Origin of the sequence: Streptomyces sp. NPDC000229 (assembly GCF_040300825.1) — a bacterium.
GTDB lineage: Bacteria > Actinomycetota > Actinomycetes > Streptomycetales > Streptomycetaceae > Streptomyces.
This window is the reverse complement of record NZ_JBEPEL010000067.1, coordinates 21,536-38,583: the sequence shown is the minus strand read 5'-3', so window position 1 is coordinate 38,583 and position 17,048 is coordinate 21,536. Positions and strand designations below refer to the sequence as shown.

Here is a 17,048-nt window from a genome sequence, read left to right as displayed (position 1 = left end):
TCCGCCGTCAGGACGTCCTCCGCGCCGGTACCGTACGGGCGGTAGACCGGGACCCCGTGCGGGTGCCGCCCCGGCCCCCTCGTCCTCCCCCGCGGCCGCCGCACAAGCCGGCCCCGGCGGGTCGGTCGGGCCGGGCCGCGGGGCGTCCGGGCGCGCGGCCGGGGCGCCGGGTCACACGGGCGGACCGGTACGCGGGGCCTCGGGGCACCTCGGCGGAGCCGCGGGCCACGGGACCGGCGCCTCCGGGCACGGAGCCGGCCACGGACCCGGGCCGGAAGGGCACGTGACCGGAGCCGGCGCCACCTCCGGTGCCGGAGCCGGGCAGGGCGGTGCGCCCGCCGGTACGGCCGGACCTCTGGACGGGCTGCCCGCCCGGACCGGAGCCGCCCAGGGCCAGGAGCCGGTGGCGGCCGCGCGGCGCGAGGGCGACCGGCTGCGGTTCGTGGGCGCCGCCACGCGACGGATCGCCCGGGGCATCGACCTGGACGAGATCGTGCTGGGCCTGTGCCGGGCCACCGTGCCGACGTTCTCCGACGCGATCCTCGTCTACCTCCGCGACCCGCTCCCGGTCGGCGACGAGCGGCCCGTCGACCCGTTCGTCCTCCGACTCCGCCGTACCGACCGGCTGCGTTTAACGGAGGACGAGGCCGACCTCGGCCTGTCGGCGGCCGACCCGGACACCGACCTCGACCTCGGTCCGGCGGCCGAGCTGTGCGAGGTCCAGGCCGGCGGCGCCCTCGCCGAAGTCCTCCGCGGCGTACGCCCGGTCTTCGGCGACTCGGCGGCCGCCCGCGCCGCCCTGCCCGAACTGCTCGGCGACGGACGCTGCGTACCGTCCGGGCACCGGGCGATCCTGGCGCCGCTGCGCGGCCGGCGCCGCGTCATCGGCGCGGCGGTGTTCCTCCGCCGCCCCGACCGGCCGCCGTTCGAACCGAACGACCTGCTGGTGGCGGCGCAGCTGGCCACGCACACGGCGCTCGGCATCGACAAGGCGGTGCTGTACGGGCGCGAGGCCTACATCGCCGACGAGCTCCAGCGCACCATGCTGCCGGAGAACCTGCCGCAGCCGACCGGGGTGAAGCTGGCCTCCCGCTACCTCCCGGCGGCCGAGACGGCCCGGGTCGGCGGCGACTGGTACGACGCGATCCCGCTGCCCGGCAGCCGGGTCGCCCTGGTCGTGGGCGACGTGATGGGCCACTCCATGACGTCCGCCGCCATCATGGGCCAGCTCCGCACCACGGCGCAGACCCTCGCCGGGCTCGACCTGCCGCCGCAGGAGGTGCTGCACCACCTCGACGAGCAGGCCCAGCGGCTCGGCGAGAACCGCATGGCGACCTGCCTGTACGCGGTGTACGACCCGGTCGCGCACCGCATCACCATCGCCAACGCCGGCCACCCGCCGCCGATACTGCTGCACCTCGGGGGGCGGGCGGAGGTGCTCCGCGTCCCGCCGGGCGCGCCCATCGGCGTGGGCGGCGTGGACTTCGAGGCGGTCGAGCTGGACGCCCCCGCCGGGGCGACCCTGCTCCTCTACACCGACGGGCTCGTCGAGTCGCGGCTGCGCGACGTGTGGACGGGGATAGAGCAGCTGCGCGAACGGCTGGCGGCCACCGCCCAGTTGACCGGGCCGGACCACTCGCCGCCGCTGGAGGCGCTCTGCGACGACGTGCTGGACATGCTGGGGCCGGGCGACCGGGACGACGACATCGCGCTGCTCGCCGCCCGGTTCGACGGGATCGCGCCGAGCGATGTCGCCTACTGGTTCCTGGAGCCGGAGGAGCAGGCGCCCGGCCGGGCGCGGCGCCTGGCGCGGCGGGCGCTGGCCCGCTGGGACCTGGAGGAGCTGTCGGACAGCGTCGAGCTGCTGGTCAGCGAGGTGGTCACCAACGCCGTGCGGTACGCGGAGCGCCCGGTGACGCTGCGGCTGCTGCGGACGGACGTGCTGCGCTGCGAGGTCGGGGACGACTCTCCGCAGCTGCCGCGGCAGCGGCGGGCCCGGGACACCGACGAGGGCGGCCGTGGCCTGTTCCTGGTGAACCGGCTCGCCCGGCGGTGGGGTGCGACCCGGCTGTCGACCGGCAAGGTGGTCTGGTTCGAGCTGCCGACGCGCATCTGAGGCACCGCGGGTACGACATGACGGTGGCCGGGCCCCTTCCGCAGGGGCCCGGCCACCGTCATCTCGTCCTACGTCACGGCTTGGGCGGCTTCAGGTCGTCGGAGCCGCCGGTGTCGCCGTCGCCCGGATCGCCGGTCGGATCGCCACCGTCACCGCCGCCGGTGCTGCCGCCGGTGGTGTCCTCGGTCGGGTCGTCGGTCGGGGTCTGGGTCGGGGTCGGGATCGTCGGCGTACGGGTGGGGGTGGACGGCGTACGCGTGGGGGTCGGCTCCTCGGTGGACGGCGTCCGCGTGGGGGTCGGCTCCTCGGTGGGCGACTGCGTCTCGGTCGGCTCCTCGGTGGGCGACTCGGTCGCGGTCGGGGCGGGCGGCGCGGTGTCGGCGAGGTCCAGGTCGAACCGGGCGTCGGAACCGCCGCCGAGGGCGCCCAGGGTGTAGTCGGCCCAGATGCGGGCGGGGAAGCCACCGCCGTTGGCGCGGCCGGAGTTGGCGGTGCCGGTCAGACTGACCTGCTTGACCTTGTCGGTGCTGGTGTCCTCGCCGAAGAGGGCGACGACCGTCGTCAGTTCGGGCGTGTAGCCGGCGAACCAGGCCGACTTGTTGTTCTCCGAGGTGCCGGTCTTGCCGGCCGCCTGGTACGCGGAGGTGTTCGCCTCGAAGCCGGAGCCGTTCTTCACGACGCCGGTGAGGGCGGCGGTGACCGTGTCGGCGCTCTCCCGGCTGATGGCCCGCTCACCGATCGGCGGGATCTCGTGCACGAAGGTGCGGTTCTTGTGCTCGGCGGACTTCACGATCGTCGGGTTGACCTTCTTGCCGTGGTTGTCGAGGGTGGCGTACACCCCGGCCATGTCCCACGTCGAGGCGCCCATGGTGCCCAGCGACATCGCGGGCTGCTCGACGAAGCTCTCGTCGTCCTTCATGCCGAGGGCGAGCGCCGTCTTCTTCACCTTGGCGGGATCGGCGTCCACGATCATCTGGGCGAAGACGGAGTTGATCGACTTGTTCATCGCCTGCTGGACGGTGACCGGGCCGTAGCTGCGGTCGTCCTCGTTCTGCGGGGCGAAGGGGGTGTCGCTGCCCTCGACGGGGCGGCGGCTGGTGCCGTCGTAGATCGTGTTGAGGCCGATCTCGTCGCCGTTCTGCGTCTCGGCGCCGTTCTCCAGGGCGGTGGCGAAGACCAGGGGCTTGAAGGTGGAGGCGGGCTGGTAGTCGCGGCGGGTGGCGTTGGACATCCAGTGCTCGGTCGCGCCGACGCCGCCGTACAGCGCGACGACCTTGCCGGTCCTGGGGTCGACGGAGGTGGCGCCGGCCTGGACCGTCGCGTCGACCTTGTCGCCCTTGCGGTCGAGGTGCTCCTCCAGTTGCCTGTCGACCGCCTTGACCAGCTTCTTCTGCCGCTTCTCGTCGATGTTGAGGGTGATGGTCCAGCCGCCGGCGTCGATGTCCTCCTCGCTGACGCCCTGGTTGATCAGCTCCTGCTTGGCGGCGGCGACGAGATAGCCGGTCTGGCCCTCCATGCCGGGCGCGGCCTTGGGCGCCTGCGGCACCGGGAACGTCTGCTCGGCGCGCTCGGACCGGTCCAGCCAGCCCTCCTCGACCATGTTGTCCAGTACGTAGTTCCAGCGCTCGGTCACCAGTTTCCGGCCGGTGGCGCTGGCGGCGGTCCAGTCGTACTGGCTGGGGGCCTGGAGGAGGGCGGCGAGGTAGGCGCCCTGGGAGACGGTCAGCTTCTCGGCGTCGACGCCGTAGTAGGCCTGGGCGGCGGCCTGGATGCCGTACGCGCCGCGGCCGTAGTAGCTGGTGTTCATGTAGCCGGCGAGGATGGCGTTCTTGTCCATGCGCTGGTCGACCTTGAGGGAGATCACCAGTTCCTTGAGCTTGCGGCTGACCGTCTGGTCCTGGTCCAGGTAGTAGTTCTTGACGTACTGCTGGGTGATGGTCGAGCCGCCCTGCTTGCCCTTGCCGCTGAGGGTGTTGAACACACCGCGGGCGGTGCCCATGAAGTCGACGCCGGAGTCCTCGTAGAAGCTCTTGTTCTCGGCCGCGACGAACGCCTTCTCCACGTCGTCCGGGATCTCGTCCAGGCCGACGATCTCACGGTTGATCTCACCGGTGCGGGCGAGGAGCTTGCCGTTGCTGTACTTGTAGACGTTGCTCTGCATCGTCGCCTGGGCGTTGGCGGACGGCACCGGAACGAGCAGGTAGACCACGTAGAAGGCGCCCATCGCGACCAGGCAGACCCCGAAGAAGGTGCCCAGCATTTTCTTCCAGGTGAAGAACCGGCGTATGCCCGCGCCTTCGGTCTCCGCCCCGCGCGCCCCGCGTTCCCGCGCCCGTCGCGCTTCCGCTCGACCCATCGCTCCGTCGCTCCGCTCTGCTCTTTACGGAAATCAGCTCAGCAAACTAACACCACGGGTACTGACAAAGCTCAACGGATCCGGTCTTTTCCGGACGTGACAATGAGCACCCGTCTCATGGGAACCGACTCCTCAGGGGCGTCGAGGGTTGCTCGTATGCGTTAAAGTGATATCACTTTGCTAGACGAGCAGGACGACGAAACGGGGACCACCATGACCACGACCGACCGCGCCGCCCTGGCGGAGGACCTGCTCGAGATGCCCGAGCCACGCGTACGGGAGTTCGCCGCACACAGCATCGGCGGAGGGCTGGCGCTGCTGCTCGGCCTGGCCGGGCTGGCGGCCGGTGTCTGCCTGGTGGTGGCGGGCGCCGCCACCGGCTCGACGGGCGCGAAGGTGACGCTGATCCTGGCCGGGGTGCTGGTCGCGATCCTCTCCTTCCTCGCGATGTGCGGGCTGAACATGGTGGCTCCCGGTGAGGCCCGGGTGGTGCAGCTCTTCGGGCGGTACCGGGGGACGATCCGTGACGACGGGCTGCGGTGGGTCAACCCGCTCACCTCGCGCGTGAAGATCTCCACGCGGGTGCGCAACCACGAGACACCGGTGCTGAAGGTCAACGACGCGTACGGCAACCCGATCGAGCTCGCCGCCGTGGTCGTGTGGAAGGTCGAGGACACCGCGCAGGCGATGTTCGAGGTCGACGACTTCCGGGTGTTCGTCTCCACGCAGACGGAGGCGGCGGTGCGGCACATCGCGATCGAGTACCCGTACGACGCGCACGACGAGGCGGAACTGTCCCTGCGCGGCAACGCCGAGGAGATCACCGAGAAGCTGGCGGCCGAGCTGCACGCGCGCGTGAAGGCGGCGGGCGTCCGCATCATCGAGTCGCGGTTCACTCATCTCGCGTACGCTCCGGAGATCGCCTCCGCGATGCTGCAGCGCCAGCAGGCGGGCGCGGTGGTCGCGGCCCGCCGGCAGATCGTGGAGGGCGCGGTCGGCATGGTCGAGGCGGCGCTGGAACGGCTGGAGGACCGGGACATCGTGGAGCTCGACCCGGAGCGGAAGGCGGCGATGGTGTCGAATCTGATGGTGGTGCTGTGCGGTGACCGCGCGGCACAGCCGGTACTGAACACGGGCACGCTGTACCAGTGACGCCGCCGCCGGACCGCCGCCAGCGCAAGCAGGTGCTGCTGCGCCTCGACCCGGGGGTGTACGAGGCGCTGGCGCGCTGGGCGGCGGACGAGCTGCGCAGCGCGAACTCCCAGATCGAGTTCCTGCTGCGCAAGGCCCTCTCCGACGCGGGCCGCCTGCCCTCCGCCCCGGCCCCGCTGCCCCGCCGGGGACGCCCCCCGAAGACACCGCCGCCCCCCGACTGACCCGGCGCGGGACGCCTGGCCCCGGGGCCCCGGCCCGGGTCTCCCCGCGGGTATACACCGCGTGTATACGTGCGTTGTATAGTCGGCGCATGTCCATCGGTCACGCCCTGCTCGGGCTCCTGGAATCCGGCCCCCGGCACGGATACGACCTCAAGCGCGCGTTCGACGAGAAGTTCGGCCACGACCGGCCCCTGCACTACGGGCAGGTCTATTCGACGATGTCGCGGCTGCTGAAGAACGGCCTCGTCGAGGTCGACGGCATCGAGCCCGGCGACGGCCCGGAACGCAAGCGGTACGCCATCACCGACGCCGGTATCACCGACGTCGACCGGTGGCTGGCCCAGCCCGAGAAGCCGGAGCCGTACCTCCAGTCGACCCTCTACACCAAGATCGTGCTCGCCCTGCTCACCGGACGTGACGCGGCCGACCTCCTCGACACCCAGCGGGCCGAACACCTGCGGCTGATGCGGGCCCTGACCCGGCGCAAGAAGGACGGCGACCTCGCCGACCAGCTCATCTGCGACCACGCACTGTTCCACCTGGAGGCCGACCTGCGCTGGCTGGAGCTGACCGCCGCGCGCCTCGGCCAGCTGGCGGAGGCGGTGACGCAGTGACGGAGCCCCTCCTGTCGGCCTCGGCGGTCGACAAGGCCTACGGCCCCACACCCGCCCTGGCCGGCGCGGACTTCTGGATCCGGGCCGGTGAGGTGGTGGCCGTCATGGGCCCCTCCGGGTCCGGCAAGTCGACCCTGCTGCACTGCCTCGCCGGGATCGTCCGGCCGGACGCCGGCACCGTCACCTACGACGGACGCGACCTGACATCGATGTCGGACGCGCATCGCAGCGCGCTGCGCCGCAGCGACTTCGGGTTCGTCTTCCAGTTCGGCCGGCTGGTGCCGGAGTTGAGCTGTGTGGAGAACGTCGCCCTGCCGCTGCGGCTGGCGGGCGAACGGCGCAAGCCCGCCGAACGCAAGGCGCTGGAGTGGCTGGAGCGCCTGGAGGTCGCCGACACCGCGGGCAAGCGGCCCGGGGAGGTCTCGGGAGGACAGGGGCAGCGGATCGCCGTGGCCCGATCCCTGGTGACCTCGCCACGTGTGGTCTTCGCCGACGAGCCGACCGGCGCCCTGGACTCCCTCAACGGCGAGCGCGTGATGCAGCTGCTCACCGACACCGCCCGGGACACCGGCGCCGCCGTGGTCCTGGTCACCCATGAGGCCCGCGTCGCCGCCTACTCGGACCGCGAGATCGTCGTGCGGGACGGCAGGGCGCGGGACACGGCGGGGCTCGCATGAGCCCGCGCACCTGGGCCCGGGACCTCGCGCTCGGCGCGCGGCTCGCCGTGAGCGGCGGCCGCCGGGGCTGGACGCGGACCGCGCTCACCGCCATCGGGGTCGGCCTCGGCGTCGCCCTGCTGCTCGTCGCCGCCTCCGTACCGAACCTGCTGATGAGCCGCGACGGCCGCGTGGCCGCCCGGGACGTGCTGATCACGGACACGGTCGAGCGCTCGGACCGCTCCTTCCTCTACCAGGCCTACTCGACGCTCTACCGCGAGCACACCGTCAAGGGCATGGCGATCCGCCCCGAGGGGGCCCACGCCCCGGCGCCGCCCGGCGTCGACAAGCTCCCGGGGCCGGGCGAGATGATCGTCTCCCCCGCCCTCGCCGAGCTGCTCGCCTCGCCGGAGGGCGCCCTGCTGGCCGACCGCTTCCCTTACCGCACGACCGGCACTATCGGTGACGCCGGACTGATCGGCCCGAGCGAGCTCATGTTCTACACGGGCAGTTCCACCCTGACCGAGCAGACCTCCGACGGCCGCGGCGACCGGTACGGCTACGAGTCGCCCAGTGAGCCGCTGAACGGGTTCCTGCTGCTGCTCGTCGTGATCGCCTGCGTGGTGCTGCTGCTGCCCGTCATGGTGTTCATCGCGACCGCCGTCCGCTTCGGCGGCGAGCAGCGCGACCGGCGGCTGGCCGCGCTGCGCCTGGTGGGTGCGGACAGCGGGATGGCGCGGCGGATCGCGGCGGGCGAGTCGCTGGCCGGGGCACTGCTCGGCCTGGTGGCCGGCGCCGGATTCTTCGCGCTGGTACGGCAGTTCCTGGGCAGCGTCACCGTGTGGGACGTCAACGCCTTCCCCGCCGACGTGGTTCCGGCTCCGGCCCTGACCGCGCTCGTCGTGGTGGCCGTGCCGGTCTCGGCCGTCGCGGTCACCGTGTTCGCACTGCGCGGCATGGTGATCGAGCCGCTCGGAGTCGTACGCGACTCCGCCCCGCGCCCCCGCCGGATGTGGTGGAGGCCGGCGCTGGTGGCTGTGGGCGTGACGGTGCTGCTGCCGATGTCCGGCGGGATCGACCGCGGTGACACGGAGATCGACATGCTGCCGATCACGGCCGGCGCGGTGCTGGCGCTGACCGGGCTGACCACGTTGCTGCCGTGGCTGGTGGAGGCCGTGGTCAGGCGGTTGCGGGGCGGCCCGGTGCCGTGGCAGCTGGCGATCCGCCGACTCCAGCTGAGCAGCAGCACGGCGGCCCGGGCGGTCAGCGGGATCGTGGTGGCGGCCGCCGGGGCGATCGCGCTCCAGATGCTCCTGCAGTCCATCCAGAGCGACTTCATGAAGCCGACCCACATGGACACGGCGCGGGCCCAGCTGGAGACGAGGATGGACGCGCGGGACGGCACCGAGGCCCGCCGGATGATCGAGAACTTCTCGAGGACGAAGGGCGTCGAGGGCGTGATCGGGACGATCAGCTCGTCGGTCGAGCGGCCCGGACCCCAGCGGCCCGGGGAGGATTTCGTCCCGACGACGTCGATCACGGTCGCCGACTGCGCCTCGCTGAGCGAGCTGGCGCACCTGCCGTCCTGCGTGGACGGGGACGTCTTCATCGCGCGGACGCACGGCGGCGAGGGCCCGCCGGACGACTACCTCGCCGAGACGGCCCGGCCCGGCGCCCAGGTCAATCTCCACATCGACTTCGACGACCGGGGCAAGGACCCGGTGCTGTGGCGGATCCCGGAGACCGCCCGCACGGTGGAGTCGCGCCGCGACCCCATGGGCGACGTCCAGTTCGGCATCTTCGCCACGCCGTCCACCATCGACGTGACGAAGCTGGACACGCCCGAGGCGCAGGCGATGGTCCGGCTGGACGAGCGGGTCCCGGACGCGGCCGAGCATGTGCGGAACACGGCGGCCCGGGTCGATCCGCTGATGGACGTCGACACCCTGCAGAACTTCGAGCGCGACCGGCAGTACGGCAGCGTCCGGACGGGCATCTTCGTCGGGGCGACCGCGACGATGATCCTCATCGCGGTGTCCCTGCTGGTCACGACGGTGGATCAGCTACGGGACCGCAAGCGCCTGTTGTCGGTGCTGGTGGCCTTCGGCACCCGCCGCGCCACGCTCGTCTGGTCGGTGCTGTGGCAGACGGCGGTGCCGATCGTGCTCGGCCTGACCCTCGCGGTGGCGGGCGGCCTGGGCCTCGGGGTCGTCCTGCTGAACATGATCGGCAAGCAGGTGACCGACTGGTGGGCGTTCCTGCCGGTGGTGGGCGTCGGCGCGGGCCTGATCCTGGCGGTCACCCTGCTCAGTCTGCCGCCCCTGTGGCGCCTGATGCGCCCGGACGGCCTGCGCACCGAGTGACCGGTGCGGCGCCGGAGGCTTCCAGGCCCTGGCCCTCCGGCCCCAGCACCCGCACCGGCAGGACCGCCATCGCCTCCCGTAGCGCGTCGGCCAGTTCCTCGAACTCGGCCTGGCGGGCCGCACCCGTGCGCATGGCCAGCGCGATGCGCCGGGAGGGGGCCGGGTCGGCGAACCAGCCCGTCACCAGGCGGGCGTTGCGTCCGGTCTCCACCGTGACGGCGGTGCGCGGCAGCAGGGTGACCCCGAGGCCGCCCGCGACCAGCTGGACGAGCGTGGACAGGCCGGCCGCGGTGGTGGTGACCGCGGCGCCGTCCTCGCGTCCCGCCTCGCGGCAGATGTCGAGCGCCTGGTCGCGCAGGCAGTGGCCCTCGTCCAGCAGCAGCAGCCGCAGCTCGCGCAGCGCGTCACGCGGGATGTCGGTGCGGCCGCCCAGCCAGTGGTCCTCGGGCGTGACGAGGACGAAGTACACGTCGAACAGGGGCAGCTCGGTGACGCCCGGTACGCCCAGCGGGACGGCGAGCAGCAGGAGGTCCAGCCGTCCGGCGGCCAGCCCCTCCAGCAGGGACGAGGTCTGCTCCTCGTGCACCTGGAGGTCCAGCTCGGGGTACCGCTCGTGGACGAGCTTCAGCACGGTCGGCAGCAGGTAGGGCGCCACGGTCGGGATCACGCCGAGCCGCAGCACGCCCGTGAACGGCGCGTGCGCCGCCTCCGCCTCCTCCATGAGCTCGCCGACCGCGTCGAGCACGGCCCTCGCCCGCACCGCGAGCCGTTCACCGGCGGGTGAAAGCAGCACCTTCCGTGTCGTACGCTCCAGCAACTGGACACCGAGTGCCTCTTCGAGTGCCGAAACCGCGCCCGACAGGGCGGGCTGGCTCATCCCGATCGCGGCGGCCGCGTCCCGGAAGTGCAGGTACTCGGCCACCGCCACGAACGCTCTGAGCTGGGCCAGACTGGGCTGCTTACCCTTATATACGGACACCACTGATAACCACCTTCGATCAACGCGACCCAGTCTAGCTATTTCACTGATCAATGCACGCCGTGCCATGCTGGGGCTCCGTCCAACCCCCACGGAAGGCCTCAAAAGGGACTTCCCAGCTCGAAGGAGAGCGTGTGCTCACTGTCGGTGACCAGTTCCCCACGTACGACCTGACCGCCTGTGTGTCGCTGGAGAGCGGCAAGGAGTTCGCGCAGATCGACCACAAGTCCTACGAGGGCAAGTGGCGCGTGGTGTTCTTCTGGCCGAAGGACAGCGTTTAACCCACCTTGCGGAAGCACAGCTTCCACATGTGATAATCGCTCTCCGAGGTCCAGCAGGCCGCTGACCAGCATGGATACCTGCGTCAGCGCGCAGCGGACCGTGAGGGAGCACCACTTGATAGCGGTACCGGAGACGTTCCGGCCCGGCATGCTCGTTCCCCTGGGCATGTACCGGCGGGTTTCAGAGGACAAGGCCATGAAGGGCCTCGCCTCGAACTGGCGAGAAGTCGAAGAACAGGTCAAGGAACAGGAAGACGCAATCCGGGCGTTCGCCGCGACCCTGCCGTTCGAGGCCGCGATCGTCCGCGACTACTGCGACAACAACACGCCCGCCTCGGACCCCTTTATCGTCCGCGACGACTTCGAGAGCATGCTGAAGGATCTCGAAGTAGGCATCATTCGCGGCATTCTCTTCCTGCACTCCGACCGGCTCGCCCGTCTCGTCTACGACGCGGCCCGCGTCTGCCGAGTCTTCGAGATGAACCCTGATTACGTCGGCCTGAGCGTCGAGGGCGGCGTGAACCTCGCGACCGTCGAAGGTCGGGGCATGTTCGTCATGCAGGCCACCGTTGGCAACATGGAGATCGGCAACACGCGCCGTCGCGTGGTTCGCACGAACCGCCGTGTTGCCGAGAAGGGCGTCATGCACGGGGCGCCCCGCCCGTTCGGCTGGGGCGAGGATCGACGCACCCTGCACGACGAAGAGAGCAAGATGATCCGCGAGGCTATCCTCGCCATCCCCGGCGGATACAAGATCGCCGACTTCAAGCGGGCCCTCACCGAGTACGGCTACGTACCGAAGGCGACGAAGCGGTCCGGGGACGGTATCCGCGTCATCCAGCACACGGCCGCCGAGCAGATCCTCATGAGCCCGCGCGTCTGCGGCTACCGCTTCCATGTGCCCGAGCAGGTTCGACGGACCGCCGAGGGCCGCCTGTGGCTGCCGGACTTCATCGTCTTCAAGGACGGCAAGCCGGTCCGGGGCGACTGGGAGGCGCCGTGCTCTCCGGATGAGTGGCAGGCCGCCGTGGACGAGATCAAGCGGCGCAAGAAGGCCAACAAGAAGGGCCTCAAGAGCGGGAAGCACGACACCACGGCCGTCTACCTCTGCTCGGGCATCGCGCGGTGCGGGAAGTGCTCGTCGCCGATGTGGGCGGACCCGTACACGAAGGGGACCAGCTCTTACGAGAAGTACGGCTTCCGGTACCAGTGCCAATCGAACCAGGGCGGATGCGGCGGGGTTTCGCGCGTGGGGCCGCCGATAGATGACCTGGTCGAGACGGCCTTTCTGGTGGAGACGCGGTCGACGATCGGCGAGGACGTGGAGAAGGCTGCGGAGATCGACGAGACGGTCCACGACAAGCGGCTCGACGAGATCGCGGCGGAGATCGAGGACGTGAACGCGAGGCGGCGCGAAAAGCGGATCTCGACCTCTGCGGCGCTGGACATGATCGAGGAGCTGGAGGCCGAGCGCGAGACGCTCGCCTCGAAGCGGGGACAGCTCGCACTCCAGAAGCGGAAGAAAGCGATGCTGACGCCGGACGCCCTCGCGGACTGGGAGGGCCTAACGATGACGGAGAAGCGCACTCGCCTGAAGGCCGCCGTAAGGGCCGTGATCGTGCATCCCGCCGGCAGAGGGAAGCGGTTCGATCCGGACCTGATCGAGATCGCCTGGCAGAAGAACCAGGCGGCATAACGGGGAAAGCCCCCCTCCCTACGACGCGGGGAGAGGGGCTTCTCTCTTTGCGGGCTTCAGGCCCCAGAGCTTCATGACGTACCGCCGGTGGGCCTCGTCGCGCACGGGCGCCTTGGCCAACTCGCGCTGGAGCCACTCCTCTTTCGTCATCACGGGGCGACCCTGCCGTTCTGCTCGAAGGCGGCGTGGGTGACCGGCATGAGCCCGGCGAAGATCGTCTCGGCCTTCTCGGCGCACATCTCGATCTCGCGCTGAGGGTGGGAGACGAAGGCGACGTCCTCGCGGTGGGTGCGGAGGCTGAGGAAGTTCATCAGGCCGCGGGGGTTCATGGTGACGTACATCGAGCTGTAGATGCCGACCGGCAGTGCGGCGCGGGCGATCTCGCGGGCTATGCCGGCGGCGAGCATCCGCTCGTACGCCTCGTACGCGGCCTCGTAGGCGGTGACGAGCGAGCCGTCCACGACGGCGAGCTGTTCGGCGGTGCCGGGCTCGAAGCGGTAGGCGCCTGCCTTGCCGACCTGGACGAGGTTACGGTCGACGGCCGGGAGGTAGAAGGAGGGCCGCAGCTCGCGGTAACGGGCGGACTCCTCGTTGTACGAGGCGATGCGGTGACGCTGCCACTCGCGGAAGACGAAGATCGGGGCTTCGACGTACAGGGTCAGGCTGCCGTGCTCGAAGGGGCTGCCGTGCCGCTCTCGCATGAGGTAGCCGATCAGGCCCGTGTCGCGGTCCTCGTCCTCGCCGGGCTTGCCGAGGAAGGACTTGTGGGTCTGGCCGACCGTGGAGACGCGGGCGGCTCGCACGACGGCCTTGTCCGAGAGGTTGTGGTCGACGAGCTGCACGGTCATGTCGGAACGGAGGTTGAGGGGGGTCACGGCTACTTCCTTCGGTCTCAAGTTTACAGTCAGGCGGCGTAGTTGGCGGTGTACTCCTCGTAGGAGCGGCGGGACTGCTTGGTCAGGTGCCACATGCCGAACTCGCACTCATACACGCGGTTCTCGCGGTTGATAGGGCCGCGACCTCGGATCGTCTGGGCCTGCCGGTCGCGCTTGGCCTGAGCCCGGCCGAGGGCCTTCTCGGCGGAGCGCTTGTCCGGGAAGGCGCGCTTGTCGGAGCAGTCGCAGAGGTGAAAGTCGACGGTCTTCATGGGGGTTCTCCCTCGGGCTGGTCAGGGGCGGTTCTTGATGAGCAGGCTGCGGTTGCGGACCATGCGCATGTAGGTGAGGACGGTCTGTCGCTGGACTCCGAGGTAGTCGGCGAAGTGTCGGGCGGGGTTGACGACACCCTCGGCTTCGGCCTTGAGGTAGTGGGCGGCGAGGCGGACGAGGAAGGCGTCGGTGATACGGGGCCCGTGGAGGGCGAGCAGCTCGTCGATCTCGGCATCGGTGATGCTGGGGGCGCGGAGTGCGTCGGTCATGGGGGTATCCGTTCTGGGTTCACTTCGCCCGGAACTTGTCGCACGGGCAGGTGGGGAGTTGGCAGGCGCCTCTGCCGGCGCTTGCTGCGGAGTGCGTGAAGGGGGCGTGCCCGCATTCGGGGTGGAAGCAGTAGCCCTTCCACCCCTTCTTGCCGTCCACGTTGGCCAACATCACGCCGGGGCTGTGGAGTTGAACGAGGCGGCCTGTGCCTCCGAACGCCATCTTCGAGGCGAAGGTCTTGATCTCCGCTTCGCTGCCGAAGGGGCCGAAGTTCAGGCCGCGGTGACCGTCCGCCCAGGTGTGGACGAGGGCGATCAGGTCGCGCATTTGGATGATCGAGGCGACTTCCTTGATCACGGCTTTCGCCATTTGGTCGGCACTCTCGAAGGTGGGGTCCTCCAAGAGCGCCTTCACCGCCTCGACCTCCTCTTTCCGGGGAGTCAGTCGCATGGGACAACCTTAACACCCCGGTCTCATCTTTACAGTGTGGGCGGGATGAGCTGCATCACACGGTCACGGAGCTGGTCCACGGTGCCGTCGTTGGGGATCACGTCGTCGTACAGGTACCCGGCGAGGGCGTTCTCGCTGATGTGGCCCGCCTCGCGGATCGGCACCAGGCCGGGCCGCTCGATCAGCACGACCAGGCCGCCACGGGCCCGGATCGCCTCGGCTTCGTTCGGGAAGCGCACGTCGGTGATGACGGTCGGGCCCCACGACTCGAAGTCACGGAACAGGGCGTCGACCCACACGTCCTCGCCGAGGAGCGTCCGTCCCGCCTCGGTGCCGCAGCGCTGGAGCAGCCCTCGGACCTGAAGCGACTCTGCCTTCACTCGCTCCCACCCGTGACGGGCCACCTCGTCAGCCAGAGCTTCGGCTTCGGCGTCCTCCACGGAGTCCACCCACGGGTTCAGGATGCTCAGGAATTCCTTCACCTTGTCGGCGAAGGCCCGACGCTGCCACCCCGATTCGAGGAGGACGTGCGCGGCGGTGTCCTTGCCCGAGCGCGCGGCGCCAGCAAGACCAATCAGCGGAACGTGCATTTGTCTGTCTCCTTCGTCTGGGTGGTCAGGCGGTCTGCGCGTCGGCGGCCGGAGCCGCCTCGTCGATGGCGGTCTCGAAGGACCACTCGCCCTCCATGAGGCTGCGGCGCATCTGAAGCTCGGCGTGACGGCCCTGGAGTTCGCGGAGCATCCGGTCGACCTCGCGGTACTCCTCCCGGAGGGCGGCGGTACGCTTGGCGCGCTTCTCGCGGGCGAGCGCGGCGGCCTTCGCGTGCACGAGGGCGGCGTCCTCCTGGTGGACGTTGACGAGGGCCTGGATCAGCTCGCGCGTCTTGTCACGGGTGCCCCTCGGCGCCGGGTAGTCGTCGATGCCGCCTTCCCTGCGGCGCACGGAGAAGTTCCAGTCCATGTCGCGCTTCGTGTAGACGTGCACCCCTTCGGCCAGGGTCGACCCCCAGACTTCGAGGTCGCCCTCGCAGTCGGCGTAGTGGGCCCGGCCGTACCCGACATAGAAGCCGGACGGGAGGAACTCCCAGGCGTTCTCGTTGGGGCCGTTCGTGTGCCAGGTGACGAGCGGCTCGTCGTACTTCGGCGTGATCCGGACTGTCCCGCGGATTCGGGGACCGGTCACCCGGTAGGCGGTCACCCACGGCCGGTCGGTGGTCGCCCACGGCTTGTCGTTGGGCTCCTCGGCCAGGCGCTCGAAGTAGACGATCCCGAAGGACAGGCCAACGTGCCCGGCGTACTCGAAGGTCAGGTTCTCGTTCATGGTGTCTCGGCTCTCTCGTGAGGGGGCCGCCCCTGCCCTCTCCCTGTGTGGACGGGGGCGGCTGGTGGGGGAAGGTCAGGCGGCGACGGTGCCGGCGGCTCGGGCGGAGTAGAAGGCGAGGGCCTCGCGGGCCTGGCTGCGGGCGTACGGCTTGCCGTAGAAGCCGAAGCAGTCGTCGACCGGCTCCCAGGTCTCCATGAACTGGTCGGGGTCGTCGTCACGGGTCCAGCCGACGCGCTCCTCGACGATGAAGCCCCACACGTCGCCCGTGGCCCATGCCTCGTACTCCTGCATTTCGGCCTCGATGTACCCCTCGCTGAGGAGCCCGGCGTCGAGGGCGAGGATCTCCTCGCCGGTCATGTACCAGAGGGAACGGGGGCCCCTCTCGGGGGCGGACTCCAGGACTATGCCGCCGTGCTCAGTGGCCACGTAGCGGGTGAAGCGGTCGACACCCTCCCACCGGTCCCACTTCAGGCGCTCCCACTCAGCGGCGAGGGGACCGCCGTCCTTGTCGACGGGGTGGTACTGCCCGAGGTGGGTGTCGATCGTGATGACGTGGACGAGCGTCTCGTCGTCGTTGCGGGGGTTCGTGGGGTGCTCGTCGAGGACCAGGCGCACGCGGAAGCGGCCGTCATCGGTGGTGGCGAGTACGTCGGACATGTGAGTCTCCTTCGAGGCTTCGGGGTGGGCCGCCCCCTGCTCTCCCTGTGTGCGGAGGGCGGCCCGTGAGTGGGTGGGTCAGGCAGCGAGGGCCGCGACGGCGGCGCGAGCATCCTTGTCCCAGTCGGGGAGGACGAGGCCGAGTTCGATGTAGCGGGCGGCGCGGGCCTGGGCGCGGCTGGGTCCAGAGAACTTGCAGCCCTTGTGACGGCGCGGCGGGGCCGGGTTCTTGCCCTTGCGCTCTCGCATGTGGCTGTAGAAGACCTCGATGTCGACGGCGCACAGCAGGCAGTACAGGGCCCATCGGTGCTCACTGCCGGGGTAGCCCTGGTGGACGCCCGCGCATCGGGTGCGGGTGCAGCCTTCCGGCTCGTCGACCGGGGTAGCTCGGGGGGTGTAGCCGAGTTCGAGCATGCGCCGCCAGGCGGCGGCGAGGGAGTCGCGGTTGCGCTTGTTGTCGGGCAGGAAGGAGGAGAGGGACGGTCCAGCGGTCATGTGCCCTTGCCTTTCGGGGAGTTGGGGAGGTCAGTTGCCGTTGGCGCGGTCGAGGGCCTCGTCGGCGTACGCGGTGAGGATTCGTTCTGCGATCTCGTGCTGTCGGTACGCGCTCGCCAGGAGCCGGATCTTCGCGCCGTAGTGGGCGAGGTAGCCGAGGTACGGGCCGAACTCCAAGGTCACGGCGTGCTTCATGTCGGCGTCGATCTGCGCCTTCTCGTCGGACAGGTCGATGTGGTCGCGGAGGTTCTTCATGCGGAGTCCTCGG

The 17,048-nt window shown here is 70.4% G+C and carries 19 protein-coding genes and 1 pseudogene; 8 read left to right on the top strand and 12 right to left on the bottom strand.

Translation table 11 applies throughout. The features are described from left to right. The first annotated feature begins 283 nt into the window (after positions 1–283). Entirely contained in the window at positions 284–2,116 is a 1,833-nt protein-coding gene (locus ABT360_RS26745) for a SpoIIE family protein phosphatase (protein ID WP_351821560.1), read from the top strand. 73 nt (positions 2,117–2,189) lie between these two features. Here the strand turns inward: ABT360_RS26745 and ABT360_RS26740 are convergent, their stop codons facing one another. After that, positions 2,190–4,472, bottom strand: a complete 2,283-nt coding sequence (locus tag ABT360_RS26740) for a transglycosylase domain-containing protein (RefSeq protein WP_351821558.1) — start codon at positions 4,470–4,472, stop codon at positions 2,190–2,192. Positions 4,473–4,685: 213 nt separating this feature from the next. Between ABT360_RS26740 and ABT360_RS26735 the strand changes: the two genes are divergently transcribed. The 5 genes from ABT360_RS26735 to ABT360_RS26715 all read left to right on the top strand — a co-directional run bounded on the left by ABT360_RS26735 (position 4,686) and on the right by ABT360_RS26715 (position 9,481). Beyond that, a complete protein-coding gene (locus tag ABT360_RS26735) occupies positions 4,686–5,624 on the top strand; it encodes an SPFH domain-containing protein (protein ID WP_351821555.1) in 939 nt (312 codons plus the stop codon). Beyond that, positions 5,621–5,848: a hypothetical protein gene (locus tag ABT360_RS26730; protein ID WP_351821552.1), complete on the top strand. Its 228-nt coding sequence runs from the start codon at positions 5,621–5,623 to the stop codon at positions 5,846–5,848. Before ABT360_RS26735 ends, ABT360_RS26730 begins: the two co-directional genes overlap by 4 nt. Before the next feature lie 89 nt (positions 5,849–5,937). Then, the gene (locus ABT360_RS26725) at positions 5,938–6,462 is read left to right on the top strand and encodes a PadR family transcriptional regulator (protein WP_351821549.1); all 525 of its coding nucleotides are present in this window, start codon (positions 5,938–5,940) and stop codon (positions 6,460–6,462) included. Beyond that, positions 6,459–7,139 (top strand): ABC transporter ATP-binding protein, encoded by a 681-nt coding sequence (locus ABT360_RS26720; protein WP_351821546.1) that lies wholly within the window; start codon positions 6,459–6,461, stop codon positions 7,137–7,139. Before ABT360_RS26725 ends, ABT360_RS26720 begins: the two co-directional genes overlap by 4 nt. After that, positions 7,136–9,481 (top strand): ABC transporter permease, encoded by a 2,346-nt coding sequence (locus tag ABT360_RS26715; RefSeq protein WP_351821543.1) that lies wholly within the window; start codon positions 7,136–7,138, stop codon positions 9,479–9,481. The genes ABT360_RS26720 and ABT360_RS26715 overlap by 4 nt, the downstream gene beginning before the upstream one ends. Here the strand turns inward: ABT360_RS26715 and ABT360_RS26710 are convergent. Then, positions 9,426–10,463 (bottom strand): LysR substrate-binding domain-containing protein, encoded by a 1,038-nt coding sequence (locus ABT360_RS26710; RefSeq protein ID WP_351821540.1) that lies wholly within the window; start codon positions 10,461–10,463, stop codon positions 9,426–9,428. The genes ABT360_RS26715 and ABT360_RS26710 overlap by 56 nt on opposite strands. Before the next feature lie 131 nt (positions 10,464–10,594). Between ABT360_RS26710 and ABT360_RS26705 the strand changes: the two are divergent. Both ABT360_RS26705 and ABT360_RS26700 read left to right on the top strand, forming a co-directional pair. Further along, positions 10,595–10,732, top strand: a pseudogene (locus ABT360_RS26705) (peroxiredoxin); the annotation flags it as partial. A 79-nt stretch (positions 10,733–10,811) separates the two neighbouring features. Then, entirely contained in the window at positions 10,812–12,437 is a 1,626-nt protein-coding gene (locus ABT360_RS26700) for a recombinase family protein (RefSeq protein ID WP_351821537.1), read from the top strand. 18 nt (positions 12,438–12,455) lie between these two features. On the opposite strand, the gene ABT360_RS26695 is transcribed toward ABT360_RS26700, so the two are convergent. From ABT360_RS26695 to ABT360_RS26650, 10 genes are all read right to left on the bottom strand, one after another. Continuing rightward, positions 12,456–12,587 carry a hypothetical protein gene (locus ABT360_RS26695; protein WP_351821534.1) on the bottom strand — a complete coding sequence of 44 codons (132 nt, stop codon included), beginning with the start codon at positions 12,585–12,587 and terminating at the stop codon, positions 12,456–12,458. Further along, a complete protein-coding gene (thyX, locus tag ABT360_RS26690; RefSeq protein WP_351821563.1) occupies positions 12,587–13,285 on the bottom strand; it encodes an FAD-dependent thymidylate synthase in 699 nt (232 codons plus the stop codon). Before thyX ends, ABT360_RS26695 begins: the two co-directional genes overlap by 1 nt. A 56-nt stretch (positions 13,286–13,341) precedes the next feature. Next, entirely contained in the window at positions 13,342–13,584 is a 243-nt protein-coding gene (locus tag ABT360_RS26685) for a hypothetical protein (protein ID WP_351821531.1), read from the bottom strand. Positions 13,585–13,605: 21 nt separating this feature from the next. Beyond that, positions 13,606–13,854, bottom strand: coding sequence for a hypothetical protein (locus ABT360_RS26680; RefSeq protein ID WP_351821528.1), 249 nt, complete (start codon positions 13,852–13,854; stop codon positions 13,606–13,608). 19 nt (positions 13,855–13,873) lie between these two features. Then, a complete protein-coding gene (locus ABT360_RS26675) occupies positions 13,874–14,305 on the bottom strand; it encodes a hypothetical protein (protein WP_351821526.1) in 432 nt (143 codons plus the stop codon). A 29-nt stretch (positions 14,306–14,334) separates the two neighbouring features. Further along, positions 14,335–14,895 (bottom strand): deoxynucleotide monophosphate kinase family protein, encoded by a 561-nt coding sequence (locus ABT360_RS26670; protein WP_351821523.1) that lies wholly within the window; start codon positions 14,893–14,895, stop codon positions 14,335–14,337. Positions 14,896–14,920: 25 nt separating this feature from the next. After that, entirely contained in the window at positions 14,921–15,625 is a 705-nt protein-coding gene (locus ABT360_RS26665) for a hypothetical protein (RefSeq protein ID WP_351821521.1), read from the bottom strand. A gap of 75 nt (positions 15,626–15,700) precedes the next feature. Beyond that, positions 15,701–16,285: a hypothetical protein gene (locus ABT360_RS26660; protein ID WP_351821519.1), complete on the bottom strand. Its 585-nt coding sequence runs from the start codon at positions 16,283–16,285 to the stop codon at positions 15,701–15,703. Between the two features lie 78 nt (positions 16,286–16,363). After that, positions 16,364–16,780, bottom strand: a complete 417-nt coding sequence (locus tag ABT360_RS26655; RefSeq protein WP_351821516.1) for a hypothetical protein — start codon at positions 16,778–16,780, stop codon at positions 16,364–16,366. A 30-nt stretch (positions 16,781–16,810) separates the two neighbouring features. Then, the gene (locus ABT360_RS26650) at positions 16,811–17,035 is read right to left on the bottom strand and encodes a hypothetical protein (protein WP_351821513.1); all 225 of its coding nucleotides are present in this window, start codon (positions 17,033–17,035) and stop codon (positions 16,811–16,813) included. Between the last annotated feature and the right edge of the window lie 13 nt (positions 17,036–17,048).

Coding starts and splice junctions, on each gene's coding strand:
- thyX (WP_351821563.1), bottom strand. CDS start 13,285: ATGACCGTGCAGCTCGTCGACCACAACCTCTCGGACAAGGCCGTCGTG.
- ABT360_RS26715 (WP_351821543.1), top strand. CDS start 7,136: ATGAGCCCGCGCACCTGGGCCCGGGACCTCGCGCTCGGCGCGCGGCTC.
- ABT360_RS26665 (WP_351821521.1), bottom strand. CDS start 15,625: ATGAACGAGAACCTGACCTTCGAGTACGCCGGGCACGTTGGCCTGTCC.
- ABT360_RS26695 (WP_351821534.1), bottom strand. CDS start 12,587: ATGACGAAAGAGGAGTGGCTCCAGCGCGAGTTGGCCAAGGCGCCCGTG.
- ABT360_RS26655 (WP_351821516.1), bottom strand. CDS start 16,780: ATGACCGCTGGACCGTCCCTCTCCTCCTTCCTGCCCGACAACAAGCGC.
- ABT360_RS26660 (WP_351821519.1), bottom strand. CDS start 16,285: ATGTCCGACGTACTCGCCACCACCGATGACGGCCGCTTCCGCGTGCGC.
- ABT360_RS26650 (WP_351821513.1), bottom strand. CDS start 17,035: ATGAAGAACCTCCGCGACCACATCGACCTGTCCGACGAGAAGGCGCAG.
- ABT360_RS26700 (WP_351821537.1), top strand. CDS start 10,812: ATGGATACCTGCGTCAGCGCGCAGCGGACCGTGAGGGAGCACCACTTG.
- ABT360_RS26735 (WP_351821555.1), top strand. CDS start 4,686: ATGACCACGACCGACCGCGCCGCCCTGGCGGAGGACCTGCTCGAGATG.
- ABT360_RS26740 (WP_351821558.1), bottom strand. CDS start 4,472: ATGGGTCGAGCGGAAGCGCGACGGGCGCGGGAACGCGGGGCGCGCGGG.
- ABT360_RS26670 (WP_351821523.1), bottom strand. CDS start 14,895: ATGCACGTTCCGCTGATTGGTCTTGCTGGCGCCGCGCGCTCGGGCAAG.
- ABT360_RS26685 (WP_351821531.1), bottom strand. CDS start 13,584: ATGAAGACCGTCGACTTTCACCTCTGCGACTGCTCCGACAAGCGCGCC.
- ABT360_RS26675 (WP_351821526.1), bottom strand. CDS start 14,305: ATGCGACTGACTCCCCGGAAAGAGGAGGTCGAGGCGGTGAAGGCGCTC.
- ABT360_RS26680 (WP_351821528.1), bottom strand. CDS start 13,854: ATGACCGACGCACTCCGCGCCCCCAGCATCACCGATGCCGAGATCGAC.
- ABT360_RS26725 (WP_351821549.1), top strand. CDS start 5,938: ATGTCCATCGGTCACGCCCTGCTCGGGCTCCTGGAATCCGGCCCCCGG.